Raw genomic sequence first — 25,907 nt, 5'->3', positions numbered from 1 at the left:
CTATATTTTCTCGACCTTCTGCTAACTCACCGAGCGATTTTTAAGAAGCGTTGTATAACAACTTAGAATGGGGTAAGTGATATGGTTAACATGGAAATGATGAAAATTGTTATTTTGAGCGTAAAATATGATTCAAAGCGCGATGGATATTCATAAAATAGGTAAGCTTAAAGCTGTTAGATATGGAAGTACCTTTGAATGGTGTATTGACTAATAATAATTTGAGTGTCACATAAATACAGATTAAATCAGAAGCTGAACTGGAGTTGATATCTCTTGGGAAATTTGACCGTTAGATAGAGTGCAAAAGTGGTAGCTAACAGAAAAGTTTTAAAGTGATATAGTAATATAATACTGTCTTTTGTGCTGTAGCATTCTTGATTATTTATAATGTGCTCTACTGATTAAAAATACCTTAATATCAATGAGCTATAAAAAAATCGGATCAAAAGCAAAATGGTAACTAAGCAGAGTAAGTTCAGTTTCACGACCGTTAATTGCTGAAGAAAAAGTGGGCTCAGACGTTGAGTCAAAGCTGAACTAAAACGTCGACGAGTAGTAAGAACTTAGTTGTATAGGCAGCAATTAAAAACGAGGAATTATCAGATAAGGTTTGAACGACTATATATCAGATAGATTAAAATACGCTTATGCGTCTTTGGCTTTTTAGGCTAATGTCTATTAATAGCTCTTAGTCTTTGCGAGCTTCGAGCCCTTTCACCTATTAAACTGTTCTGCTAAGGGTAAAAACTCTAATACATAAAGCGAGTAAGGTAGCGGGTATTTTATGGTGCTGAGTTAAAACAAGATTAAAAATAAATTGAAATGGTTTTAAGCATCACTTTTCTTAGAGGTTACACATATTTAGAACTATTTTCGAAAATAATTACTTTAAATTTAATTATATCTAGTCAGTTTTATTTAACACTTTATAAAGGCTAAAATAATTTTTAATTAGCCTGTAAAGTTCTCTTAGTACTTTACTTATACTCGTTTGGCTAACTAATCATTACTAAATGTAAAACACAGAGTTTTTAGAATAGTCGGTAACTCGACTCGCTCGTCCTGATCGTCAACGCAACTGACTTAACCAAATCGAGCCTAGGCTATGATTATAACATTACCGATCAGCTCCGAGAGACTTCGAATATAAAAATACGCACAAAACCATAGATAAAGATGATCACAGTCGTTTACATACGATTCTTTTTTGACATCTGGATGTACCGTCACTGATATATCAGGTGTGGTAGCGGTGGAACGTTCTTCAATTAATCGGTGTGCCTGTTGGTACACTGAATGTGTGGCTTATAAGTTTGTTGGGCTCAGTCGCTGGCGATTAAATATCCCCTGTGTGGGTAGCTTATGTTACAGGATTTGCTCAAAGGAAAATGCTGGATTCAGAGCTAAAAGCAAGCCTATCGCCTAGACACTGAAGAGGGCGGGTGTGAAGAAACGCAAGGCGCTAAGACAATAGTGTTAAATCAACGTTGGTCTATGGAATTTGTGTCATACCAGCTTAGTAATGGTAGGCACTTTTGGAGGGAATGTGGTGGATAATTACTCGCTGGAATGGTCGGTCAGTTGGTTTCTGTAACCACCAGTGGCAGGCACATCACAAGACTCCAAGGCTAGTTTATCTAAGAGTGTGGCAACCCTAATAAGCTGAACTGCGAGAACAGGACTTAATTTAACAGTAAGATCGTGTTCTTTTGATTCATGAAAAAGGGACAAATTGCAGAGTTTTAATTTTGAGTCTAGTATCAATTTAGGTTATCGAAGTTTTAAGTTTGATTATGCTTTTTAGGCTTAAATAATCTTAAAACTTTGTATCTTTTTTATGATAAGGATACTGTTACTTATGAAATTGCCTAGTCAAGGTTTTGGTTTACTTTTAATGCTATTCTTTCTAGTGGCCTGTGACCGAACCTCAGTGTCTTCAGATACAAGTAAAGAATTTACAATTGAGTTGGTCCGAGCGCCTTTATCCGTAGAAGTGGGTCAATCTGCAGTGATTGAGGTTCAGTTACAACAAAATGGACAAAATATTGATGGCGCGAGTTACCTTTGGATGGAAGAGAGTGTATTACCACTTGGCTTAGTTAGTAATAGTAACCAAGGGTTCTTTGTAGCACCGTCAAATATTGAGCAAGCTAGCATTCGTGTAACAGCTAGTTTCTCAGGTATGTCGCTAAGCAAGGATATCACCATAGACATTACCTCACCGGTTGACGTTATTGGAGATGTTGAGTCATTAGAGGTTACAGGCCCAACGGAAGTTTCTTCTGAACACAAGGTCATTTTAAATGCGGCTTATACGGTTAATGGGTTGGTTGATAGTGACAAGGAGATAAGTTGGGAACTATTAAGTGAACAAACAGTATCTTGGCAACAAATAGATAATCGAGTCGAGGTTACAGCACCTAATGTTTTTCAGGACACAGAGTTATTTTTCTCAGCACAAACTGAAGACGCCAGCGGCTTGTTGTTTGATACGATTGTGGTTCTCACGGTTAAGCCAACGGGCATCAGCTTTGTTAACCAGATTAATACTGGAACGGGCAAAGTTGATGCAAACTCTCAATCGTCACATACAGTTAAGCAAAGCACTTCAGGGCAGACAGTCCACTTAACAGCAAAAGCCGAAAAGTCTGGTGGCGGTGGAAGCTTCACCTATGAATGGCAGCAAGTGAGCGGTACCACAGTAGACTTAATAGACAGTGCCAGCCAAACCACATCTTTCATTGCGCCTAAGCAGCCGGGAAAACTCGAATTTAAAGTAACAGCTACGGAAGTCAGTAGCGGGAAAAGCACATCACAGACACAGCTAGTAGAAATAAAGCCTGGACCTTTACAGCCTCAGCAAGGTGCTAAGCATCAAGTATACAATGGTCATGGTTCTGTTAGTTTGACTGCCGAGGTTAATGGTGGCACGGGGCCTTTTACCTATAAATGGACGCAAACAAAAGGTCCAGACGCTATGATAAGTAGTGTTAATGGAAAAACTACCGAGGTTACGCCGCCAGAGGTTACAACCGATACCGATTTTCAATGGGTAGTACAAGTAACTGATGCCGATGGCCATCAAGTGAGTATTACACACGATATTCAAGTGAAGGCAACTGCGCCTTTGTCGGTACAGATTATTAAACCAAAGGGCTGCACCACCAACTGTTTAGTTGAAGAAGGGGATTTTGTGTATCCTGCAGCAACTATCACCAGTACGCTTGATCGTGTATCAGTGTTGTGGGAGAGTAGCGATGTTGCCTTTACAGATGCGACAACAGAGCACCCTGTGTTTGTTGTGCCAAATGTCAATTCAGAAACAGGTATTAGAGTCAATGTTACTGTGACAGATGGCACCAATACTGTTTCCGATTCGCTACTTTATACCGCTAAACCTGTATTTAAGCTGGCACCTCATCAAAACCAAATAGGTAGTCACTTGGCAACAGGCCCTGGAGTCAGTACAGCAGCTCCTGTTCAGGTAGAATCCGGCAAAACTTTTAAACCAAGCATCGATGTCCATGTCCCCCCTTTAGATAACGGGGCATCTCTTTCTTACCTATGGACGGTGATTGAGCCAAATCCAAAACCTAATGACTTGATAATTGCTGGTGACAATACAGCTCAGCCCATCATTAATGCGCCATCAGTAAGCAGTAATACCAACATTAAGCTTCAGGCAACCATTACCTATACCTCACCTGAAGGTAAGGTGATTACTAAAACTACTGATACTCAGTTTCAGGCAGTACCTGTTAATGCGCCAAGCAAACCCACACTTGCGCTCAGTATGGCTGGGCATGAAAGCGTATACAGTGGTCATGTGGTGCACCCAAAAACGACAGTGATGAACGCCAGTGGTCCCTTAAACTATCAGTGGGCGCAATTAAGTGGCCCAACCATTACGATTGCAGATGATAAAACGGATTCGCCAAGTTTCACCGCTCCTAGTGTGAGCGGCCATCAAGATATTGTAATAGAAGTCGAAGTGAGCGATGGGTCAGCCTTAGCAAAAGCACAAATGACTGTGACAGTTGATCCAGTAGTCGCACCACCGAAGTTGCCGTTAATGGTAACCGCCTCTAATGATGCGACCGTAACTGCAAATGAGACAGTGAAGCCGAGAGTCAGTCTTGGCAACACCTTTGGTTCACTCAGTTATTTATGGGTAGAAACCACTAGTATAGGCATTAGCCTTACAGATCCAAACACCGCTACTCCAAGCTTTATCGCACCGAATGGCCCTGCTACTGTGACCCTTGAAGTGATAGTAAATGATACGGCTAACGGCTCTGCTACCGATAGTGTCACTTACCATGTGAACAATGTTTTGCAAGTAACAGCTGGTGCAGCAACACGCACATTGGCTGAAGGTAATACCCTCAATTTATTGGCATCGGCTAAAGATGCCGATGGTGCGGTAAGCTATGCATGGACTCTTGCTGATGCCGGCACAACATCGCTGACGAAAACAAGCATTATCAACGGATCCTCATCGAATGCAAGCTTAGATCTTCCCAATGTGGATGCTGATACTAAGATCAAACTGCAAGTTACGGCAACGGATTCGGTCAATACGGCTACCGCCACGGTTGCAGTGACCATTCAAGATCGCCACATGAGTGTCGACTTGGGCGCCGACTTTGATTTATCACCCTCGCAAACGGGGTACTTAAATGCGAATGTTGCAGGAGGGAAACCGCCCTACACCTATAGTTGGACAGATGATACGAATGCCGCACTAAGCAGTATCAGTGATGCGAACCCATCATTTATCGCGCCGTCTCTGACCCATGAAGTAGAGCTTAACTACAACCTGACGGTAATCGACAGTTTGGGTAATACGGCTAAAGATAGCGTTGTTGTGACCGTACCCGCTTTACCTTTACTGGTCAGCGCTGGTAATGATTTTTCTATTGCTGAAAGTTTAAGTGATGTGCAGTTGCACGGCAGTGTGCAACATGCCAATGAACCAGTTTATACTTGGACGCAGATTTCAGGCTCAGATGTCACCCCTTTAAAAAATGCAAATACTTTGAATGCATCATTTACCTCTCCAGCTAAAGCTGCGGGCACCAGCGAAGACCTGGTATTTGAACTCTCGGTTACTAGTAATGGTCGAGTCAAAAAAGACCAAGTAACAGTTACAGTGCAAGGCCAGCCCGATATATCGGCACATGTTACTCCTGTTCTTTATGTCAATGAAGGACAAATCGTTAGTTTAGTCGGTACGGTGATCGATGCAGACTCAAGCAGCCCTGCAACGGTGCAAAGTTTAACGTGGAGCCAACTTCCTACGGCGGCCAGTACCATTACGCTCAGCAATAGCAGCGTCAAGGGCGATGTTCGCAGTTTAACCAGTACCTTTATCGCTCCAGCCTATGGAAACGAGAACCAATATATCTTCACTTTTGCCGCACAAGGAACAGGTAATAAAATATCACAAACGGCGATGGTGGAAGTATTGGCTGCGCCTAGTATTAGTGCTGGTGCTGATCTGCGCGTGCGCGCAGGGCAAACAGTTATTCTAAATGCAACGGGCAGCAGTCTCGCCAGTTATCAATGGACGCAAACGGCAGGAATACCAATAGTTGCGCTAAGTGGTGCCAATCAATATAACGCCTCATTTACGGCACCTGATGTGACGAGCGATACAACGCTCACTTTTACTGTGGTCGGGATGCCAATAGTAGGTGGTGCTTCGCAGCAAGACATGATAAATGTCGTGGTTTATGAACCGACTATTGTTGTAATGCCAAAAAGTGCAACAGACATAACCTTAACTGAAGGTGATCCAAAGTTAGATGTTACTGTAGATTTTATAAGCAGCGTAGGTTCTGCACCGATAACGCCAACGACTATTTCGTGGACCGTTACGCCGAGTACCGCGCCAGCCGATACCTTCGCTCCTCTAAATGCAGCTACCATTAGCATCAACCCGCAAACAGGCACTGCTGGTACCTATAAACTCGACATAGTAGCTGGTGATACGCCAGGTCATTATCAGGCTGGCAACCAAAGTTATACAGTGCTGATCAAACCAGCAGCTCCGGCAACTTTACCGTTAGTCGACAGTCGCAAACTGACAGCCGCACTTAAAAGCATAAACGCGGATCTGACTTCGCTAAATGGTATCGATAAGTTAGTAAGTTTGCATGCACCGGTAATTACCGGTGGCACACCACCCTATACCTATAGCTGGACACCGCCAGCCAAAGGCGTGGTGCTAAGTGGTGAAACAACCGACAACCCAACGGCAACCATTAGCAAACCTGCGAGTGAATGCACCTATATCGGAGGGGATATTACGCTGACGGTCACTGATACTAAAGGTCAAACGGTCAGCGCCACCTTGCCTATCAAAAACAGCCGTGGAGGAGATGAGGTTAACCCAACACCGACATCACCAGTATCATGCGATGTGTGCCGTGGACCGAAATTTATCTGCGAGCGCTCGCACAAGACTGCTGTTTGTGGCTCTGATGCTGCTGGTAATCCTGAATCATTGGCTTCCGCTGAGTTTTACAAATATCAATATTGTATCAATGATGTCGAAAACCTCATTGATGGATCACGTTATGTGACACGTCGATGTGCCACCGCTGAAACAGTGAATAAAGAGTTGGAGAGTCGGGCAAAAAACTCTGCATGGTTAGGTAAACTCATTTCCGTTGGCACTGACCCCGCTGTTGGCTGTCAGCAGTATAACGTGCACGATTTACAAGATGCGCACTTTAGTTGCTCCTTCATTTGTAAAGGTAAAGTCGGTGGTGGCTTCGAATCAGGTGGCGCTCGCGGGTGTAATATTGAAACCGTACCGGCAGTCAACCACAATTCCATACAATTACTAGAGAGCGATTACCCAGTGCCAACAGTGCCGGCCACTATTCCTGGCACAGGCTCACCAGGTGCTTGTCCTAACGGCATTCAACCTGCTATGTAAATAGCCTATTACATAAAGTTCCCCACACATCAGAGAGTGTGGGGTTTTATCTCGAGCTTTGTAGCAGTCAACTAATTCCCGACAGTAAGTTAAGCCGATTCACGGCCTAAACAGAATTATCGTCTCCATTATATCGATGGGACGGTATCGATTGTAATAGTGGATATATGAACCCTTTGAGGCTTCTTGCTGGTAACCAATGTTTTGATGCGCTATCTAAAATGTACAGCGACAAGTTGGCGACACAAGGTGGATAGAACCACTTCTGATCCGGGGAGGCTTAGTATTAAAGAGAAACAAGAACTTCGTCGTGATATGACAGAATTTTCTACTTTGGCCAAAACCCGCTTTTTTGAAGCGGGTTTTTGTTATTTAGACGGTTATCATTTGGTATGAGTTAAGTTTAGTCCTTGCATATAGAGTTGACTGAGCTCTTCTGCGGATATACTTGGTGCATCTGTGGCCGAGTTAGATGATTGTTTAAAGATATGCTGGGCTACTAGTCTACCCATGTTTTGGGCGCTGGAGGTTTTATGAATACGAGTTTCATAAAACCTCTTCAAAATAACATTGAGGCTACATTTTGTCTTAAATAATTGAGCTAGGTGCCAAGCATCTTCAAGCGCTTGGCTAGCACCTTGTCCCGATGTGGGTAAGGAAGCATGTGCAGCATCTCCGATAATAATGAGATTCTCATTGTGCCAACAGGGAAGTGGGTCGATATCATGTACAAATATGCGTTTTAAACTGCGTGGATTATAGCTATTAAGTACCTGTTGAACTTTTTTAGGCCAATCCTGAAAACGCTCATGCATTTCTTCAAACCACTGCTCCATTGATTTCGTTTTATCAAGTTCACTAGGCCATGCAGCAGCCCAATAACAATGTTGGTTTGCTACAGGTACTATACCAAAGCGTTCATTATTATCTCTAAAGTCATGAATTGTCTGCTCAAAAGGAGTTAGGTCAATTTCACTGATGCCTATTACATTAATGAAGCCTTGGTATTTAGTTGGCATAGGCACTTTATACAGATACTCTCGAGCTTTCGACTGCATTCGTCCATCGCAGCCTACTATAAGGTCAAACTTATCTTTTAATTGCGCAATGTCCTGAGTATTGACGGCTTGGTTGAAGTGAATAGTGGCACCCAGTTTCTCTAGTCGCTCGGCGAGTATCTTTATTAAGTCACGACGTAATATGCTAATAGTTGGAAAGCCGCACAGAGAGTTTAGTGTTTGAATATTAAACTCACCCAATTGAGTGGCTTGTTTGTCGTACTGTCGCATAGCAACTGGCTGACCCCCACACTGGGTGAAATCATCTATTAGACCTAGCTGCTCAAGCACAAAGGTCGCATTAGGCCATAACGTAACGCCAGCACCGATTGTAGAAAAGCTGGTGTTTCTTTCGAATAAGGTAACTTTGATACCTTGTTTTCTTGCAAATATCGCTAACGCAAGGCCTGCAACACCTGCACCTATAATGGCTATATGTTTAATTGAACTCATTTAAATCTTCCCAGTTTTTAAGAAAAAAGTGATTATCACTGGTCCAATAAACAGGATAAATATGGTAATTTAGGTTTGTAAATCCCATTTTATGAGATAGTTTTGCTAAATAATATTGAATTACAGTGGCTTCTTAGCTTCCAGAAAGTATTTGAACAATTAAGTTTTAAGCGGGCTGCTGAGCTGTGCCAAATTCCCAAATCAAATGTGAGCCGTCATGTTGCACTTTTAGAACAAGCGTTGAATGTAAGGCTATTGGAACGTACAACACGAAAAATGGTCGCGACAGAAGCGGGAGAACTTCTTTACCAAAACTTAACTCCGCTGCTTGTTGCGATGAGGGATGTTTTACAAGAAACCTATCAAAATAGTGATTTAGTTTCAGGGCATTTAAAAGTCATTACACCTGATTTACCGTTTTTGGCAGAGGCTATGGCTGAGTTTTGTTATAAACACCCTAACATTCAGTTAAGTTGTGATACTCAGCTTAATCCCGAAGAAGGGTTATTAGAAGGGTTTGATGTAGTGATACGTTTTGGACGAGGCCCTGTGGAGGATTCTGGATGGGTTGCAAAAGAGCTGGTTCGTTGGCCAAGTTGTGTCGTAGCTTCTCCTTTTTTACTAGATAAACATCCTAAACCAAATTCAACGACTGAACTTGGTAAGCTTCCCTGTATTACAAGCTTATCAGTCTTACAAGGAATGCCATGGAAATTCAAACGAGCAGGCACAGTTAATGTTGCATCCCGTTACAAAGTTAATAGTGGGCATATGGCAAAATCCGCTGCACTAAAAGGGCTAGGTTTTGCGATACTTCCTTTTGAAGCGTGCAGACAAGAGCTAGAAGAAGGGCAGTTAACAAAAATAGATTCCTTAGCTGATGAGCCTGAAGATTTGGTTTTGTATGCTTTTTATTCTGGACGTAGATATCCGTTCAAAAAAGTAAAAGCATTCCTTGAGTACCTTCAACTTGTTATTCAGCAACATTATCTTTCGAGCGAATGAAGCGCTTTAAATTATTATAACTGTGTTTGGCCCTTTTACTTTTTACAGATAGCTTGGGTATGTTTAAAAAAGAGCTTTATTAGCTTGCTAATTCGCCGCTTTGTTTATTTTGAAAGCAATTGAACTGCAAACCGTGTTTTTTTACTTTACCTTTATAAAAAGCTCTATATAATTCATCGTCATTGCAGGGGCGTAGTTCCAATTGGTAGAACAGCGGTCTCCAAAACCGACGGTTGGGAGTTCGAATCTCTCCGCCCCTGCCATTTCTTCTTTACATCGTTTTGATTACTTCCTATATTATTCATCTTACTAATCCATCGAGTTGTTATGCATTCACGTTACGCATCTGTTTTTGGTATAGAAAAGCTTGAACTTAATCAACACTTTCGCCCAGCTCAAGCTGAGTTGTCAGCGACTTCATCGTTAATTCTCTGTGATACATTAAAAGATGATATTGAGCGTGCCTTTGCGCCTGTAACAATAAACTCAATTGTTAAATCATCAACCATTGAGTTTAGTGAGCAACAATTAGGCCTGCCTGATTCTAACCTAACCTGTGCGCAAAAACGTGCGTTATGGGCTTTAATGAGTGAACACCTTGATACACTTTAAGTCGGTTACCGATGAGAATATCAATGAGCTGATGGCCATTGAAAATGCCTGTCATACACACCCTTGGACGTTAAAAACAATGCAGTCGTGTTTGCAGGGGCGCTATTTTAATTTAGCTGCGTTCGATGACGAGCAAATGATAGGCTTTTACATTGGTGAAAAAGCAGGGCCCGATTTTACCTTAATGGATATTTGTGTCGCCCAGAGCTTTCAGGGACAAGGATTTGCTAAGCAGTTATTAACGCAGTTTATAGCGTACGGCGAGCAACACAGTGCCGAAAACTTATTTTTAGAAGTGAGAGAGTCTAATTCGCGGGCGATTGCTTTGTATGAGCGTGCGGGCTTTATTGAAATGTCAGTACGTAAAAATTATTACCCCAGCGATGCGCCAAATAAAAACGGCTTTGAAGATGCGATTTTAATGGGCATGGCACTGGGTTTAAATTTTTAATGATTACTTATTAGCGATGGCTTGTTCTATTGCTGTAATGAGTTCTAAAACGCGTTTTTCTCTTTGAGTCATATCATTGCCTTTTAAACTTTGCTCAAGCGCTGATGCGCTATGGTAAATATCATCAAAGTTAAAACAACCGGCACTGCCCTTAATGCTGTGGGCAAGTGCGCGTAGTGTTTCGCAATCTTGGTTGTTATAAAGGGTTTTTATCTGCTTTAAGTAATCAGGTAAACTTGCCAAATAATTAGCATTTATTTGCTGAAATTTCTCACTTTTTAATAAGCTATCCCACTTATTTTGATTATCGCGTTCAAGGTGTAAATAGCTGACTAATACATTTTCTAGTGCGTCTTTATCAATGGGTTTACCAAGCGCTTTGTTACAGCCTGCTTCAAGGTAAGTATCTATATCATGGTTCATGACATTTGCGGTTAGGGCGATAATTGGGCCATCGTAGGCGGCATCTCTGAGCATTTTAGTTGCTTCTAAGCCGCCCATAACCGGCATTTGCATATCCATGATTATAAGCTGGTAGTCGTTCACTAGTGCCATTTCTACTGCTTGTGCGCCATTATTGGCTATATCAGGCTCTAACCCCCATGTTTGAAGGAGTAATTTTATCAGCAACTGATTATCGGGGTTATCTTCTGCCACTAAAATATGCGCATCAAAGTTATTGGTTGCAAAAGAAAGTTGCGGGTCTTTTTCGGGTGATAGCTGAGAGTGTTCAGTCAAAAGCAGGTTACTACTAAGCCCATTACCTAAATGACAATCTATATCGATAGTAAAACAACTACCCACACCCACTTCACTGGTTACGCTGACATCGCCACCGAGCAGCTGAGCCAAATTTTTTGAAATACATAGCCCTAATCCTGTACCTCCAAATCGGCGTGTGGTTGTGGCATCAGCTTGTTCAAATGGCGTAAATAATCGACTTATTTGGTTTGCCGACATGCCTATACCGGTATCTTCAACTATAAATGTAAGAATTTTTGGTGCTTGAAACTTTGCCGTAATTGTTACTTGGCCTTGCTCAGTAAATTTAACTGCGTTACTGGCAATATTAATCAGTATTTGTTTTAAACGAGTAACGTCACTATTTATGGTATGTGGTAATGGTAGCGAATAATTAATTGTAAATGAAAGCTGTTTCTCTTGTGCTAAAGGTTTAATGATTGATTCAACATCATGAATAAGCTGCACAACATTTAATGGTGTTTGCTCAACAGCGAGTTTTTCGGCTTCAATTTTTGATAAATCGAGGATGTTATTAATAAGCTCTAATAAATGTTTTGAATTACGAAGAATAGTGCCTAAATGATGTTTATCGTTTGTTTTCTTATCGCTATGCAGTAGTTGCTCGGTAAAACCCATAATAGCAGTGAGCGGAGTGCGAATTTCATGGCTCATATTGGCTAAAAAACGACTCTTAAGCTGGTTTGCTTGCTCTGCTTGAGCGATGGCTGTTTCAAGCTTACTATTCATTGATTCAAGTGCCTTAGTACGACTCTCTACTTTATCTTCTAAATGATGCTTATATTCTTCTAGCTGCTCTTGGTAGTGCTTAATTTGGTTAATCATGTGATTAAAATCGTTAAACAGTATGCCTACCTCATCGGTAGTATAAGCGGGAAGCGTGACTGAAAGATCGCCATCACCAACGCGATGACTTGCTTCACCTAGTAATTCAATTGGGTTAAGCAGTAAATTGCGCACCACAATAAAAATTAAGATCGGTAGGGTGATCACAGAAATAATTACAATTAGCCCAGTGATAACACTAATTGCTTTACCTGATTGATACAGTACCGCTTTAGGAATGGTCGACACATAATAGTAGCCGCCACTCATTTGGGCTGCAAAAATCAATCGTTCTATTTTATCAACGCTCGAAAGCTCAATGGTTGATAAGCTGCCAATATCAGCTAGGTCATTAATTTTATTAAGTTCATACTCACTAACATAGTGGCCACGCATTTTGTAATCAGAGCTAAATAAAATTTTACCATCATTGGCGAGCAGTAAATTTAAGGTGTTGTTATAAGGGGCTTCTAAAATACTGGTGTTTAAAATTGAAGGGTCGACCTTAAGGACAATAAAACCAAGTTGTTGTGGGCGTTTTAAATAGTAGTCAACGCTGTATATGCGTTGCACAAAATATAAGTTGGTGGTGCCGTCTTCTTTTTGCACCATAAACTGCTGCTGGCTTAAATTGCTTTGTATGACTTGGTCAAAAAACGGATAAGACTTTGGCGCGACAGTTAAATTACTGGAGTAATAGGCATCACTTTCACCGGTTTTTGAGACTAAATTAATACTAATAATATCAGGGTAGGCTTCACTGTAACTGGCAAATACATCCATTAACGCGCCAAGGCGATAGGTATAGCTGGCGTCTTCAAATAAATCTTTAGCTAAAAAGTCACTCAGTACGGGTGAGGCAGAGAGTAACTTCGCCGTTGCATGAAAAGAGTCTATATAGTTGAATACTTTTTGTTGTTGCTGCTCTACAAAGCGACTCATGATCAGGTCGGCTTGTTTTTGCGTAGAGTTAGTTACATTAGTGAGCGTAAACCCACCTAAAAATAACAACGGCAGTATAACCAGTGGAGTTATATACCATAATAATCGAATACTTAGCTTACTGGTTTTCATTACCCAACATCAAATCCTCCATGTAATCGAACAATAATATGATTTACAGAACCATTACTCAAGCTTGGTGTTAAGTTAGTGGGCAATTTATAGCGTTATTGTTAATAATCGCTGAAAACACCAAACTTAAAAAAGATCCGTTAATAACCAACCATTGATTGTTTATAAAGCCAAGATCAGCGAAAATAGTCTTCAATTACGATTAACTTAACGGATAGCGTCACAAGAGCTAATTTGGGTTCTTGTTGGGGTATGTTGCGCTTTCTAGGTTTGCTTGTTTTTAGCCTTGAAAGCTCAGCATACTAAAATACAAATACATCCGTATATCAACTAAAAGAACCTTTTTAATGGCAGACCAAAATCTCCTTAGCGAAATTAATAAACGCCGTACCTTTGCGATCATCTCGCATCCGGATGCGGGTAAAACCACTATCACAGAAAAAGTATTGTTATTCGGACAAGCAATTCAAAAAGCCGGAACAGTAAAAGGGCGTGGCTCTAATCAGCATGCTAAGTCTGATTGGATGGAAATGGAAAAAGAGCGTGGTATTTCTGTGACTACCTCAGTAATGCAATTTCCATATAACAATGCGTTAGTTAATTTACTTGATACCCCAGGACACGAAGACTTCTCTGAAGATACTTACCGTACACTAACCGCGGTAGATTCGTGTTTAATGGTGATAGATGCCGCCAAAGGTGTAGAAGAACGTACCCGTAAGTTAATGGAAGTAACACGCCTGCGCACTACGCCGATTGTTACCTTTATGAATAAATGTGACCGTGATATTCGCGACCCAATGGAACTACTTGACGAAGTAGAAACAGAGCTAAATATTGCTTGTGCACCTATTACGTGGCCAATTGGCTGTGGTAAAGAATTTAAAGGTGTTTACCATATCCATAACGAAGAAACTATTTTATACAAAACAGGCCAAGGCCATACTATTCAAGAAGTGCGTAGCATTAAAGGACTTGATAACCCAGAGCTTGACCAAGCGATTGGTGATGAACTTGCAGCTCAGTTACGTGACGAGTTAGAGCTGGTTATTGGTGCATCACACGAGTTTGATTTAGATCTGTTCTTAGCGGGTGAGTTATCGCCTGTATACTTTGGTACTGCACTTGGTAACTTTGGTGTAGATCATGTTCTAGATGGACTGACTGAATGGGCGCCAACGCCTTTACCTCGTGAAACAGAAGACCGCCAAGTTGTAGCCACAGAAGAAAACTTCACTGGGTTTGTATTTAAAATTCAGGCCAACATGGATCCAAAACACCGTGACCGTATTGCCTTTATGCGTATTGTATCGGGTAAATACAGCCAAGGCATGAAAATGAATCATGTGCGTATAGGTAAACAAGTGAGTATTTCTGATGCGGTAACCTTTATGGCGGGCGATCGTGAGCGTGCAGCTGATGCTTACGCTGGTGATATTATTGGTTTACATAACCACGGTACGATTCAAATTGGTGATACCTTTACCCAAGGCGAAAAAATTAAGTTCAGCGGTATTCCAAACTTCGCCCCTGAATTATTCCGCCGTATTCGTCTGCGCGATCCATTAAAACAAAAACAGCTATTAAAAGGATTGGTACAGCTTTCAGAAGAGGGCGCAGTACAAGTATTCAGACCATTAATTAATAATGACTTAATTGTAGGTGCGGTAGGTGTGTTGCAGTTTGACGTGGTGGTAGCGCGTTTAAAAGCTGAATATAACGTTGATGCAATTTACGAAAGCGTGAATGTAAATACAGCCCGTTGGGTTAGCTGTGATGATGTTAAAAAGTTTGAAGAATTTAAACGTAAGTGCGAAAGCAACTTAGCACTTGATGGTGGCGATAATTTAACTTACATCGCGCCGAGTCGTGTAAATCTTAACTTGTCGACAGAGCGTTACCCTGAAGTGACATTTAATCACACGCGTGAAAACTAGCACTTAGCCTCTAGAATTAACACAAAGCCTGCTTTGGCGGGCTTATAAAGGTAAATAATATTATGAATATTCGTACTATTTTAGTAGAAAAAGCCATTGCCGCTATGACCGCCGCAGGCCTACCAGAAGATACTAACCCAGCGGTTACCCAAAGCACTCGCCCACAGTTTGGTGATTACCAAATTAATGGCGCGATGGGCGCAGCTAAAAAAATGAAAAGTAACCCGCGTGAATTGGCGCAAAAAATTATTGATCAGTTAGATGTAAGCGACATTGCCGAAAAAACGGAAATTGCTGGCCCTGGTTTTATTAATATTCACTTAAAGCCGGAGTTTTTAGCTCAAAGCGTACAAGCTGCTAATAACCACGCAAAACTTGCCGTAAATGAGCACGCCAAACCACAAAAAGTAGTGGTTGATTACTCATCGCCTAACCTTGCAAAAGAAATGCACGTAGGTCACTTACGCTCAACTATTATTGGTGATGCCGTAGTACGTGCGCTTGAATTTAGAGGCGATACCGTTGTACGTCAAAATCACATGGGTGATTGGGGCACACAGTTTGGTATGCTAATTGCGCATTTAGAAGATCAAATTAACCAAGGTGTTGATTTAGATACTGTTGCGCTTGCTGATTTAGAAACCTTTTACCGCGATGCGAAAAAGCGTTTTGACGACGAAGAAGGCTTTGCCGATAAAGCGCGTAACTACGTAGTTAAACTGCAAGGTGGCGACGCACATTGTGAAAAACTGTGGAAACTATTTATTGCCACTTCAGTTAAGCATTCTGAAGAAGTATACAAGCGTTTAAATGTTACACTGACACCTGCCGACATTATGGCTGAAAGTGCTTATAACAGTGAACTTAACGATATTATTAGCTTATTAAAAGATAAAAATATCGCAGTAGAGTCGCAAGGCGCACAAGTGGTATTTTTAGATGAGCTGGCAAATAAAGACGGTGAGCCTTCAGCGTTTATCGTGCAAAAATCAGGTGGCGGCTTCTTATATGCAACCACTGATTTAGCGGCGTGTGATTACCGTTCAAACAAGCTAGGCGCTGAGCGTATTTTAATTTTTGTTGATGCGCGCCAGAGCCTTCACTTTAATCAAGTGGAGCTTACTGCGCGTAAAGCTGGTTTATTACGCGATGAAACCAGTTACGAATTTTGCCCATTTGGCACCATGATGGGCGCTGATGGCAAACCATTTAAAACTCGTACAGGCGGCACGGTAAAATTAGCTGATTTACTTGAAGAGTCAATTACTCGTGCAGCAGCCAAACTCGCTGAGCGTGAATCAGATTTATCTGACGAAGATCGTAGTGAAATTGCACGTAAAGTGGGTATTGGCGCGGTTAAATACGCAGATCTTTCTAAGCACCGTACCAGCGATTACATTTTCAACTGGGACAGTATGCTAAGTTTTGAAGGCGCAACAGCCCCTTACTTACAATATGCTTATACGCGTGTTCGCAGTATTTTCCGTAAGTCTGGCGTTGATGCTGCAAGCTTAAAAGCCGATGTAAGTATTATTGAGCCGCAAGAGAAAACCCTCGCGCTTAAATTATTACAGTTAGAAGAAGTTCTTGATCTGATGATCAATGAAGCCACACCGCACGTATTATGTGGTTATTTATACGAACTAGCTAGTTTATACATGACATTCTATGAAGCTTGCCCAGTACTTAAAGAGGGCGTAGAGCCAAGTGTTCGTGATAGCCGTTTAGTGTTGTGTAATTTAGTGGCAGATACGTTAAAAACGGGTTTAGATCTGTTAGGCATCGAAGTCATGGAGCAAATGTAATCTGCTGCGTGTAGTTCGCTTTGACTGCGTTGTCGTGCTTTTTTAGCCTAAGTCACATACAAAAACGTATGCTCCTTGGCATAAAAAAGCACTTCGCCTTGTCAGCACTTCTACACTTGCAGATGCGAAGCTTGGCACTAAATAGTTGACCCTAATCACATACAACTACGCATGCTCATAGGGATAAGTCGAGTGTCCGCCTTATCTTAGACTAAACTACTTAGGTGAACGTCTGCTGCGTGTAGTTCGCTTTAGCTGCGTTGGTAAAACTATTTAGCCTAAGTCACATACAAACCGTATGCTCCTATGCATAAATAGTTTTACCGCCTTGCTAGCACTCCTAGACTTACAGATAATTTTAGGTTTAGGTGTTAGATTTATATTGACACTGTTCGGTATGTTCACCAATTTTGTAGCTGATAGCTGATAGCTGATAGCTGATAGCTGATAGCTGATAGCTGATAGCTGATAGCTGATAGCTGATAGCTGATAGCTCTTTAGAAGGATTTGATATGAAACTCGAAGATATTCGTCGTGAATACCTGCAAGATGCGCTTAGTGAAGACAACTTGCTTGATGATCCGTTTAAGCAGTTTGAAACCTGGCTTGAGCACGCTGTTGCCAGTAATTTGCCCGACCCTACAGCAATGGTGGTCGCTACGGTTGATGACACCGGTCAGCCTTCACAGCGTATTGTGCTGCTAAAGCATTTAGATGATAACGGTTTTGTGTTTTTTACTAATACCGGTTCACGAAAAGCACAAGAGCTTAAAGGCAATAATAAAATTTCCTTGCACTTTCCATGGCACCACATGGAGCGCCAAGTAATTGTATATGGTGAGGCGCAGCCGCTTCCAACGTCTGCCGTGGCTAAGTACTTTTTATCACGTCCAAAAGAAAGTCAATTAGCCGCTTGGGCGTCGCAACAAAGCCGCCCGGTGTCGTCGCGCAAAGTGTTAATGGAAACCTTTGCCAATATGAAAAACAAGTTTGCCAAAGGTGAAATACCACTCCCTGATTTTTGGGGCGGATATTGTGTTGTGCCGCAAAAAATCGAGTTTTGGCAAGGCGGAGCTCATCGTCTACATGATCGCTTTATGTATCAGCGTCAGGCCGATAATAGCTGGCAAATAACGCGCTTAAATCCGTAGTGGGCTAGTTTTTTGAAGTTTATAGACTCGCATTGCCATCTTGATTTTAGTGAGTTTGATGCAAACCGCGAATCACTTATTAATGCCTGTGTAGCAAAGGGCGTTAGCCAATTTATTGTGCCAGGTATTAGCTTGGCGCAATCTCAAAAGCTACTAGAGTTTAAAGCAACCTACCCACAAGTCAGCATAGCGGCAGGGCTACATCCTTATTTTTTAGAGCAACACCAACAATCACATTTAGAGTCATTATTTAATTTTGCTAAAGCAAATAAAACACAGCTGGTGGCTATTGGTGAGTGCGGGCTCGATCGCAGTATTTCCAATCTTGAAAAACAAACCTTTTTGTTTGAGCAGCAAATAGCGCTTGCTAATGAGCTTGATTTACCGCTAATTGTTCATCACAGGCAAAGCCATGATTTAATTGCGCAGTCGTTTAAGCGTTGTAGGCCAAAAAACGGCGGTGTGATCCATGCTTTTTCAGGCTCAATTCAACAAGCGCACTATTATATAAAGCAGGGTTTTAAACTTGGAGTCGGTGGGGTTATAACTTACGAGCGTGCAGCTAAAACACGTGCGGTTATAGCAAAGCTTGAGCCGCAGCATTTAGTGCTTGAAACTGACTCACCTTCAATGCCGCTAAGTGGCTATCAAGGGGAGGTAAATACCCCACTGCATATTCCTAACGTATTTGATGCGCTTTATGGTTTAAAACCAAATAGCGATAAATTTCAATTAGCTGAGCAGCTTTATGATTCATGCTCAGACGTTTTTTGTATATAACGATTTACTTGCCAGCGCTTTAATCCTCGGCCTAATTGCCAAGTAAAAATACAGGCAATCACTAACATAAGTAGCACTTGGCGACCTAAATCATGAAAATGATTATGGCTAGCCGATACCGCAGCACGGGTTAAATAGGTAATAGATACAAAGCCAATAGGGCGGTTGTCGTCTGAAATAACTTGCTCAACAAAAGGCGTTTTTAACCTACTAATACCCGGTGATGAGTCAGGTAATAAGCCATACACATGATGCGATTGCCAATTATCGCTGCTCGCAAGTACCACACCTTGTTTGTCATAAATAGTGGCCGAGAGTACAAATTCATCTTTACTGATATTGTTGCATAAGGTGGTCAGTTGCTGCTTGTTTTTTTCTATCAGCGGATTTTTAGCATTCAGTGCCATAAACTGAGTGAGTGATTTAGCTGCGCTATTGGCATTATCGTAAAGCAGTTGATGACTTTGAAAGCTACTATTTATACCCACCCAGCTTAATAATACAAAGCAGCCAGCGGCCAATAGCAAACGGACTAAACGCTTTTTTTGCGAGGCTGTAAGTGGATTTTTAAGATGGTTATTTTTCATAGTCACCGTATATGCTGCTGACAGCATTTTGATTTGATGTTACAACTACACTATAACCTTAAATCCACCCTGATGGCGAATTTTGTATCTTATATCCTTATCATCAATGCGCTAAATGTCAGGAAATATAAACGGAGATCCCATGTCGAACGCGAACATGGCACAGCACAGCGCTGAGCAACCATTATCACAACTTACCCTAAATAAATGGTTCAGCTATCAAAAGGGCGTATTTGCACCTTTAAATACAATTCCAAGCAGAGAACGAGGGCTTTTTAGTATCGCATTTGCAGGCGATTTTAGTATGGCGCATATTAATAGCATGATTGAATTTTTTGCCACTCATCAGCAAAATGTGACAGCAATGTGCCAATACCAGCCAGATTTAGGGTTATCTCCGGCATTATGTTTTTATATAGAAAATACAGAGCAGGCAATAAACCCACTTGAACTTCAAACTTTTGCAAATACCTTGACGTGTCAGTTAGTGCAAGTAACCAATCCCCCTGATTTAAAAAAACCAGGATTATTGGTAATGGATATGGATTCAACAGCCATTACTATTGAGTGCATTGATGAAATTGCGCGTTTAGCCAATGTATATGACGAGGTTGCCAGTGTGACCGCGCAGGCAATGGCAGGTAAGCTTGATTTTAGTGAGAGTTTAAACCAACGCGTTGCCAAGCTAAAAGGGATTGAAAAAAGCTTAATTGATGATCTAAAAAGTGCACTGCCTTTAATGCCGGGTATTAAAGCATTGTGCCAAATTTTAAAGCACCACCAATGGTATTTAGCCATTGCATCAGGCGGGTTTGTGCCGTTTGCAGAGCGTGTACAAGAGTTAATTAATTTAGATGAAGTGCATGCCAATGTATTGGAATTTAAAGACGATAAACTAACAGGTAAGGTGTTAGGAGGCATTGTTGATGCTGAGCAAAAAGCGGTTATTTTAGAATCGCTTCAACAAAAACTAGGCCTTGAAAAAACGCAAACAGTTGCCATTGGTGATGGCGCAAATGATTTAAAAATGATGGCTCAAGCAGGATTAGGCGTTGCTGTGCATGGCAAACCTAAAGTAGTTGAACAAGCCCAAGCGGCTATTTGCCAAGGCTCGTTATTACAATTGCTGTATATGTTGGCGGTTCCGCTAAATCCATCACAGGGTTAACGTAAACGGTTTAACCAAATTAGTTTTCGCCTAGACATTTGCTCAACCTGTTGTTGGTTGAGCGATAAATGTACAAGGGCTTCGTCACTTACATCAATAATATCGCCAACTCCCGATACTGACCACAAGGCATCCTCTAAGTCTTTAGCCTTGTGAATTGCGTATTGGCTAACGTATTTTAGCTCATTTGCTAAGTAGTCAGTATCGAGTCGACCAGTACGTGAAATATATAAACGCATTATAAAAACCAGCTCAGACTTCAGCCCTTTACTTATTTGCTGTTTAAACTCGCTGCAGTCGGTGCCTAAAATACACTGACTGGTAATTGCATCGGCTATATTTTCTTTTTTAGGATCGAAGTTAATCACCAAACTAAATTCTAATGGCGAGTCTTGGCGAGATCGCTCTTTAATATTCGGAGTGATCACATCAGCAATGTGCGCTTTAGTAATAATATTTGATAAGTCTGTTTTAGTATTTAGCAGTGAAAAATTTTGTAAAATAACATGCAGAGGGCTTGGATATAAACCAAATCCCATGGCGCCAATTTCAAAGTGAGCCATTGATTTATGTAAGTATATTGGGAACTGGCAAAGTGTTTTGGTTACCATATTTCTAAGTGCTGTAGAAAGCCCAGGTACTTTAGGTGACTCCTCTGCTATTTTTAATTTTTGTTTATTGCTGTCAATTAAAAGAGTAAAAAAATCGACCCCAGTATGAGGCAATTTTTTCTCTACATGTGCTTTTAAATTAATCGTGGTTAACGATTTACTTACCGCCATCACTTCATATTGAATAAGACTTAATGAATAACTTTTGGTGATTTTTTGTAAATCGGGGAATGACAGCGACACGATATCGCCTTTTTTAAAGTTTACTTCTTGATTACACTCTAGCTGTAAACCAAAGACTGAAAAGTCCCGAGTATGGCCATGCAGTACTGAGTCACGGGTGTTAATAACGACGCTGGTTTTATAAAGGTAACGCTTATTAGAACGAAGGTTCACGTACTCTAACGGCACGGTATTTAGCTCCGGCGGTGATGCATGCTTACTGTGGCCAAACAATTTCAATTTATTGGCCAAGGCTTTATCAAATTCATACTGTTGATAATGCTGTTGTTCATGCTTATTACCTACTTGAGTAAGTAGCATTAAATATTTTACGTCTTTTATGGCGCCTTCAACACGTGGTGAAGGCGGTTTATTAAGTTTCTCAATATCCTTACCCAAAGAGTTAGGTAAAGATAAAGGAATATAAGCATCTTCAGTATGGCTTGGCATCAATTGTAATTTAAAGCAGCGCCAACTGTCTCTTCGGCTACCAAAACCAAAAAATAACGCTTTTAATTGTGCATGTTGCTCAAGCTCTGAACGAGTGGCTGAATAGTAGTAAATTTTTCCTGCAGAGACATGGGTAAAGGTATATAAATATTCCTCTTTTACAGCAACAGGTTTTAGTGCCAAGTTACGAATACGCTTATGGTTTAACACACTGTATAGGCAAGATACTTTGCGCTCATCGGTAAAGTAACGCTGAATAAATAAGCTGTTTTCTGTAGTTAAACTTAAGCTTGGATAATAAACACCGTTTTTTTGACTTATAAAAACGTATAGCGAATTGACCCTAGGAATGTAATATTGCTCGTATCCTTTAGAAATAACTGCATCGAGGGTGTTATCTAAGTTCACTTTGTAGCGGCGTTTATTGCCATGGATAAAGCTTTCTAAAAAATGGTCAAACGCGGTGTTGTTTTCTTTAAATGTGCGTTTTAAGCGAATATGATTAAATTCATCCGAGGTGTTTTCTATCGCAACCACTTCGTATTCAATCCCATTTTTTAACCCAAGCTCAAAATCTTGTTCAAGGCCAACTAAGTGCATAACAATAAGCTGACCTTTTTTTAAGTTATAGCGGGATGCCAACTTAATTTTACAGCCACTGAGTGAAATATCAGAAGTACTTGCTCCAATTTTTGTTTGCTCATCGTACTCAATAGTAATTTTAATTGAGTAATTCATTCGCTCTTCGCTACGACTTTCATAAGCCGCAAACTTAATTACATCGGTGGGTAGTTCGGGTGATGGTTCAATTATTTTAGGCGGGGTGGTCGTTGATTTTTGCTGTAAAACACGAAAATTATTTTCGGTGTTCATCACCGCTTCGTACACGGCAAGGGTGTAGCCTTTATGTTGTTTTATTGCCGCTTCGAATACTTCAATGGCGGTGTCATCCATAAAGTGTTGTTTACCGTTATGCTCATAAGGTTTTACTTGGCCGGTTACTGAGCCTCGCAGATCAATAAAGCGGTCTATCGGCTGAGATAAACGCGACATTTCCATTTTTATTAAAAACTGCTCGGGTTTGCTTAACTCGGCGGTTTTTGACTTGAAAATGAGATCAAACTTAGCATTTCCCAAATACTGTTTTAATTCATTTACAAGCGCTTCATGCTTGAGCAATACGTCTTCAGCCATTTATAAATCATCACCGTCTAATTTAAAAGTAGGTATACTGTTGCAATCATTTATTAGAGAATTAAATAAATCTAATATCGAAAAGTAGTTAAATGCGATCACGATATTATGCGTAACTATACTTTGTGTTTATTGTTATTCGTTATGAGCCAATTAATTGGCATGTTTTTATTAGCTTTTTAAAGCAAGAAGCATGCCCTAAAGCAGGTTCAGTAAAACGGTATTAGTATAGTGTGAGTGTGATACTAAATGCGCTATTCCACAAGGCGTTGTTGCTAAGGTAAAGCCAGCAATGGCAAAATAAGCGCTTAACAGTCAATATTTCAAAATAAAGAATAGTAGGTAAGGTTTTAAATGGCTAAAGCGGCAAAAGTAGAGTTTGTTTGTACAGAATGTGGCATGAACTATCAACGCTGGCAAGGTCAGTGTCGCTGCGGTGCGTGGAACACATTAGCAGAGTTTAAACCTTCTGCAGGGCAAAGCAAAAAAGTAGCAGCTCGTGCAAGTGTCGGTGGCTACGCCGGTGGTATTGGCGGTGGCTCTAAAAAAATTAATGAGGTAGCAACCTCAGAGGCAGAAAAACAGCTTACTGAAATTGGCGAACTTGACCGTGTACTAAGCGGCGGTGTAACCACCGGCTCGGTTAATATTATTTCTGGCGATCCGGGGGCGGGTAAAACCACACTACTATCGGATTTAGTGGCAAGAATGTCTCAGCGCATGCCATCGCTTTATTGTACTGCTGAGGAGTCTTTGTCGCAGTTTAAAAACCGAGTAAACCGTTTAAAACTTAACTATAACGAAGATGAGCTCTATTTACTTTCTGAAACCAGTGTTGAAACCATTATTGAAGAGCTGGATAAAAACAAAATTAAGTTTGCCGTTATCGACTCTATTCAAGCCGTGGTCACCGACACCGCTAATGGTAGCCCTGGCTCACCCTCGCAAGTAAAAAGTGCCGCTCAAGCGCTAACCCAATATTGTAAGCAAAACGATGTCACTATGTTCATTATTGCTCACGTAAATAAAAATAATGAAATAGCTGGCCCGCAAACATTAGTGCATATTGTTGATGCACTGTTACATATTGATACCAACGATGGTCAAGTGCGTACGCTGCGTGCTAATAAAAATCGCTTTGGTGATATAGATACTGTGGGCATTTTTAAAATGTGTGAACGCGGTATGCTCAGTGTGGATAACCCCAGCGAAATTTTCTTATCCGGTTCAACCACTGAATCACCGGGGTCGACGATTACCTGTATTCGTAAAGGTAATCGTAATTTACTACTCGAAATTCAATGTTTAACCACTGAAACAGAAGCAGAATTTCCACAGCGAGTATGTGTTGGTTTAAATATGAACCGGATTAAAATGCTCACCGGTATTTTACGTAAACACACTAAAACTAAAATATTTCACGATACGTTTTTTAATATTGTGGGTGGCCTAAAAATTGACGAATCAGAAACCTGTATTGATTTAGCGCTTGTTACTGCACTTTTAAGTAGTTTGAACGAGTTTGTTGTACCTCGAACCACCTGTATTATGGGGGAGCTAAGTTTAAACGGTGATGTGCGTCCAATCGACAGTGGTGTACCCCGTGTTAAAGAAGCGGCGCAACATGGGTTTACTGAAATATTTATCCCATTTCGTAACTACCATAAATCGATGGAAGGGCTGGGTGCTAAAATAACGCCAGTTAAAACAGTGCACGAGCTACTGAGTTTAATTAACTAGCAAACAAAAAGTGCTTAACGATGCATGTTCTCAATGTTAGTCTTGCTTAAAGCCACTTATATAAAGAGTTTAATAAGGAAATGACATGAAAAAATTAGTGATTGCAGCCGCGATTATTGCTGCAGGTGTGGGTGGCGTAAGCTATGCAAACTATGTTGCAACACAAGAGGTACGTGCTGAGGTTGATAAACAGTTGGCCTTGGTCAGCGAACAAACCGGTGCTAGTTTTAACTACGCAGAGCTATCGGCGAGTGTTATTTCAAACAGTGTTGCCATTAGTAATATTGAAGTGACTAGCCCTGAGGGCGATAAAATTGCCACGGTTGAGCATGTTGAAGTGACAGGCTACGAAACCGATAAAATATCGCCACATACTGCTTTTACGTTAAAAAACTTTCAATTTGATAAAAGCTTTGTCGATACACTGCCTGCAGATACAAATACACAACTTGCCTCAGCCAGTTATGATTTACACTCTTCATTAGATTACGACGAGCAATCAGGTAACAGTGATATTGTTGTTAAGCTGCAAGCTAATGATATTGCCAGTGTTGATATGGACATGGGGCTTGCTAACTCTAAAGCGCTTATGGATGCTTCACTTGAAATCAGTAAGGCTCAGCAAGCTGCAGGTAATACACCGCTTACTTATGAGCAAGAGCTACAACAGCAAACAATGATTATGCAAGCAATGAGTAAGCTAGAGCCACGTAATGTTAGCTTAGTTGTTAATAACCAAGGTGATCTTAAAGGCTTATTAGAAAGCGAGTTGGCAAAGCAAGGTATGACGTTAGAGCAAATGCAAACAATGCTTGATCAACAGCTTCAACAAGCACCTGTGACCGAAGAAATAGCCAAGGCGTTAACTGATTTTGCTAAAGGACTAAATTCGTTTAGTGTGTCAGCAAAACTGCCTGAAGGTAAAACTATGATGGAAGTGAATCAGCAACTAATGATGTTAGCAGGGCAACCCGAAGAGCTGGTTAAGTTTATAAATTTAGAAGTTAAAGGCAAATAACAGCGGTAAGTTATAAGCCGTCAGGATTCAATTTAAAACAAAAAAGCCGTACTTG

The 25,907-nt window shown here is 41.0% G+C and carries 16 protein-coding genes and 1 tRNA gene; 13 read left to right on the top strand and 4 right to left on the bottom strand.

Annotated features, from left to right (window positions below):
- The first annotated feature begins 1,861 nt into the window (after positions 1–1,861).
- Together PTET_RS12290 and PTET_RS18980 are read left to right on the top strand one after the other, a co-directional pair.
- Positions 1,862–6,949 (top strand): PKD domain-containing protein, encoded by a 5,088-nt coding sequence (locus PTET_RS12290; protein ID WP_096038703.1) that lies wholly within the window; start codon positions 1,862–1,864, stop codon positions 6,947–6,949.
- A gap of 249 nt (positions 6,950–7,198) precedes the next feature.
- Positions 7,199–7,345: a hypothetical protein gene (locus PTET_RS18980; protein WP_157740501.1), complete on the top strand. Its 147-nt coding sequence runs from the start codon at positions 7,199–7,201 to the stop codon at positions 7,343–7,345.
- On the opposite strand, the gene PTET_RS12285 is transcribed toward PTET_RS18980, so the two are convergent.
- On the bottom strand, positions 7,333–8,460 hold the full coding sequence (locus tag PTET_RS12285; RefSeq protein ID WP_096038702.1) for an FAD-dependent oxidoreductase: 1,128 nt from the start codon (positions 8,458–8,460) through the stop codon (positions 7,333–7,335). The two genes, PTET_RS18980 and PTET_RS12285, sit on opposite strands and share 13 nt — an antisense overlap.
- A 102-nt stretch (positions 8,461–8,562) precedes the next feature.
- On the opposite strand from PTET_RS12285, the gene PTET_RS12280 reads away from it, so the two are divergent.
- The 4 genes from PTET_RS12280 to rimI all read left to right on the top strand — a co-directional run bounded on the left by PTET_RS12280 (position 8,563) and on the right by rimI (position 10,528).
- The gene (locus tag PTET_RS12280) at positions 8,563–9,465 is read left to right on the top strand and encodes a LysR family transcriptional regulator (RefSeq protein ID WP_096038701.1); all 903 of its coding nucleotides are present in this window, start codon (positions 8,563–8,565) and stop codon (positions 9,463–9,465) included.
- A gap of 186 nt (positions 9,466–9,651) precedes the next feature.
- Positions 9,652–9,728: transfer RNA gene (locus PTET_RS12275), tRNA-Trp, on the top strand.
- Between the two features lie 64 nt (positions 9,729–9,792).
- Positions 9,793–10,077 carry a hypothetical protein gene (locus PTET_RS12270; RefSeq protein WP_010387704.1) on the top strand — a complete coding sequence of 95 codons (285 nt, stop codon included), beginning with the start codon at positions 9,793–9,795 and terminating at the stop codon, positions 10,075–10,077.
- Complete coding sequence (gene rimI, locus PTET_RS12265) at positions 10,064–10,528, top strand: ribosomal protein S18-alanine N-acetyltransferase (RefSeq protein ID WP_174818637.1); 465 nt, start codon at positions 10,064–10,066, stop codon at positions 10,526–10,528. The genes PTET_RS12270 and rimI overlap by 14 nt, the downstream gene beginning before the upstream one ends.
- 3 nt (positions 10,529–10,531) lie before the next feature.
- Here the strand turns inward: rimI and PTET_RS12260 are convergent, their stop codons facing one another.
- Positions 10,532–13,189 carry an ATP-binding protein gene (locus tag PTET_RS12260; RefSeq protein WP_096038700.1) on the bottom strand — a complete coding sequence of 886 codons (2,658 nt, stop codon included), beginning with the start codon at positions 13,187–13,189 and terminating at the stop codon, positions 10,532–10,534.
- A 347-nt stretch (positions 13,190–13,536) separates the two neighbouring features.
- Between PTET_RS12260 and prfC the strand changes: the two genes are divergently transcribed.
- The 4 genes from prfC to PTET_RS12240 all read left to right on the top strand — a co-directional run bounded on the left by prfC (position 13,537) and on the right by PTET_RS12240 (position 18,862).
- Positions 13,537–15,126 (top strand): peptide chain release factor 3, encoded by a 1,590-nt coding sequence (gene prfC / locus PTET_RS12255; RefSeq protein WP_028833913.1) that lies wholly within the window; start codon positions 13,537–13,539, stop codon positions 15,124–15,126.
- A gap of 62 nt (positions 15,127–15,188) precedes the next feature.
- Positions 15,189–16,931 carry an arginine--tRNA ligase gene (gene argS / locus PTET_RS12250; RefSeq protein ID WP_028833914.1) on the top strand — a complete coding sequence of 581 codons (1,743 nt, stop codon included), beginning with the start codon at positions 15,189–15,191 and terminating at the stop codon, positions 16,929–16,931.
- A 512-nt stretch (positions 16,932–17,443) separates the two neighbouring features.
- A complete protein-coding gene (pdxH, locus tag PTET_RS12245; protein ID WP_024602100.1) occupies positions 17,444–18,082 on the top strand; it encodes a pyridoxamine 5'-phosphate oxidase in 639 nt (212 codons plus the stop codon).
- A 12-nt stretch (positions 18,083–18,094) separates the two neighbouring features.
- Positions 18,095–18,862 carry a TatD family hydrolase gene (locus PTET_RS12240; protein WP_096038699.1) on the top strand — a complete coding sequence of 256 codons (768 nt, stop codon included), beginning with the start codon at positions 18,095–18,097 and terminating at the stop codon, positions 18,860–18,862.
- Here the strand turns inward: PTET_RS12240 and PTET_RS12235 are convergent.
- Positions 18,829–19,449: an AhpA/YtjB family protein gene (locus tag PTET_RS12235; protein WP_096038924.1), complete on the bottom strand. Its 621-nt coding sequence runs from the start codon at positions 19,447–19,449 to the stop codon at positions 18,829–18,831. The genes PTET_RS12240 and PTET_RS12235 overlap by 34 nt on opposite strands.
- 142 nt (positions 19,450–19,591) lie before the next feature.
- Here PTET_RS12235 and serB point away from each other — a divergent pair, with 142 nt between their 5' ends.
- Positions 19,592–20,617 (top strand): phosphoserine phosphatase SerB, encoded by a 1,026-nt coding sequence (serB, locus tag PTET_RS12230; protein WP_036953510.1) that lies wholly within the window; start codon positions 19,592–19,594, stop codon positions 20,615–20,617.
- Here serB and PTET_RS12225 read toward each other — a convergent pair.
- The gene (locus PTET_RS12225; RefSeq protein WP_096038698.1) at positions 20,614–23,094 is read right to left on the bottom strand and encodes a PilZ domain-containing protein; all 2,481 of its coding nucleotides are present in this window, start codon (positions 23,092–23,094) and stop codon (positions 20,614–20,616) included. The two genes, serB and PTET_RS12225, sit on opposite strands and share 4 nt — an antisense overlap.
- A gap of 354 nt (positions 23,095–23,448) precedes the next feature.
- Between PTET_RS12225 and radA the strand changes: the two genes are divergently transcribed.
- Together radA and PTET_RS12215 are read left to right on the top strand one after the other, a co-directional pair.
- The gene (radA, locus tag PTET_RS12220; RefSeq protein WP_013465693.1) at positions 23,449–24,834 is read left to right on the top strand and encodes a DNA repair protein RadA; all 1,386 of its coding nucleotides are present in this window, start codon (positions 23,449–23,451) and stop codon (positions 24,832–24,834) included.
- 85 nt (positions 24,835–24,919) lie between these two features.
- Positions 24,920–25,852, top strand: a complete 933-nt coding sequence (locus PTET_RS12215; RefSeq protein WP_096038697.1) for a hypothetical protein — start codon at positions 24,920–24,922, stop codon at positions 25,850–25,852.
- Positions 25,853–25,907: the final 55 nt, after the last annotated feature.

It is taken from the genome of Pseudoalteromonas tetraodonis (assembly GCF_002310835.1).
Taxonomy (GTDB): domain Bacteria; phylum Pseudomonadota; class Gammaproteobacteria; order Enterobacterales; family Alteromonadaceae; genus Pseudoalteromonas; species Pseudoalteromonas tetraodonis.
Note: the sequence above shows the minus strand (reverse complement) of the source record. Positions and strands in the feature narration are given on the sequence as shown.

What these genes read in the sequence shown, in the direction of transcription:
- PTET_RS12290 (WP_096038703.1), top strand. Translation starts at nt 1,862, where the DNA reads ATGAAATTGCCTAGTCAAGGTTTTGGTTTACTTTTAATGCTATTCTTT.
- prfC (WP_028833913.1), top strand. Translation starts at nt 13,537, where the DNA reads ATGGCAGACCAAAATCTCCTTAGCGAAATTAATAAACGCCGTACCTTT.
- PTET_RS12225 (WP_096038698.1), bottom strand. Translation starts at nt 23,094, where the DNA reads ATGGCTGAAGACGTATTGCTCAAGCATGAAGCGCTTGTAAATGAATTA.
- PTET_RS12260 (WP_096038700.1), bottom strand. Translation starts at nt 13,189, where the DNA reads ATGAAAACCAGTAAGCTAAGTATTCGATTATTATGGTATATAACTCCA.
- PTET_RS12215 (WP_096038697.1), top strand. Translation starts at nt 24,920, where the DNA reads ATGAAAAAATTAGTGATTGCAGCCGCGATTATTGCTGCAGGTGTGGGT.
- pdxH (WP_024602100.1), top strand. Translation starts at nt 17,444, where the DNA reads ATGAAACTCGAAGATATTCGTCGTGAATACCTGCAAGATGCGCTTAGT.
- PTET_RS12285 (WP_096038702.1), bottom strand. Translation starts at nt 8,460, where the DNA reads ATGAGTTCAATTAAACATATAGCCATTATAGGTGCAGGTGTTGCAGGC.
- PTET_RS12270 (WP_010387704.1), top strand. Translation starts at nt 9,793, where the DNA reads ATGCATTCACGTTACGCATCTGTTTTTGGTATAGAAAAGCTTGAACTT.
- argS (WP_028833914.1), top strand. Translation starts at nt 15,189, where the DNA reads ATGAATATTCGTACTATTTTAGTAGAAAAAGCCATTGCCGCTATGACC.
- radA (WP_013465693.1), top strand. Translation starts at nt 23,449, where the DNA reads ATGGCTAAAGCGGCAAAAGTAGAGTTTGTTTGTACAGAATGTGGCATG.
- serB (WP_036953510.1), top strand. Translation starts at nt 19,592, where the DNA reads ATGTCGAACGCGAACATGGCACAGCACAGCGCTGAGCAACCATTATCA.
- PTET_RS12235 (WP_096038924.1), bottom strand. Translation starts at nt 19,449, where the DNA reads ATGAAAAATAACCATCTTAAAAATCCACTTACAGCCTCGCAAAAAAAG.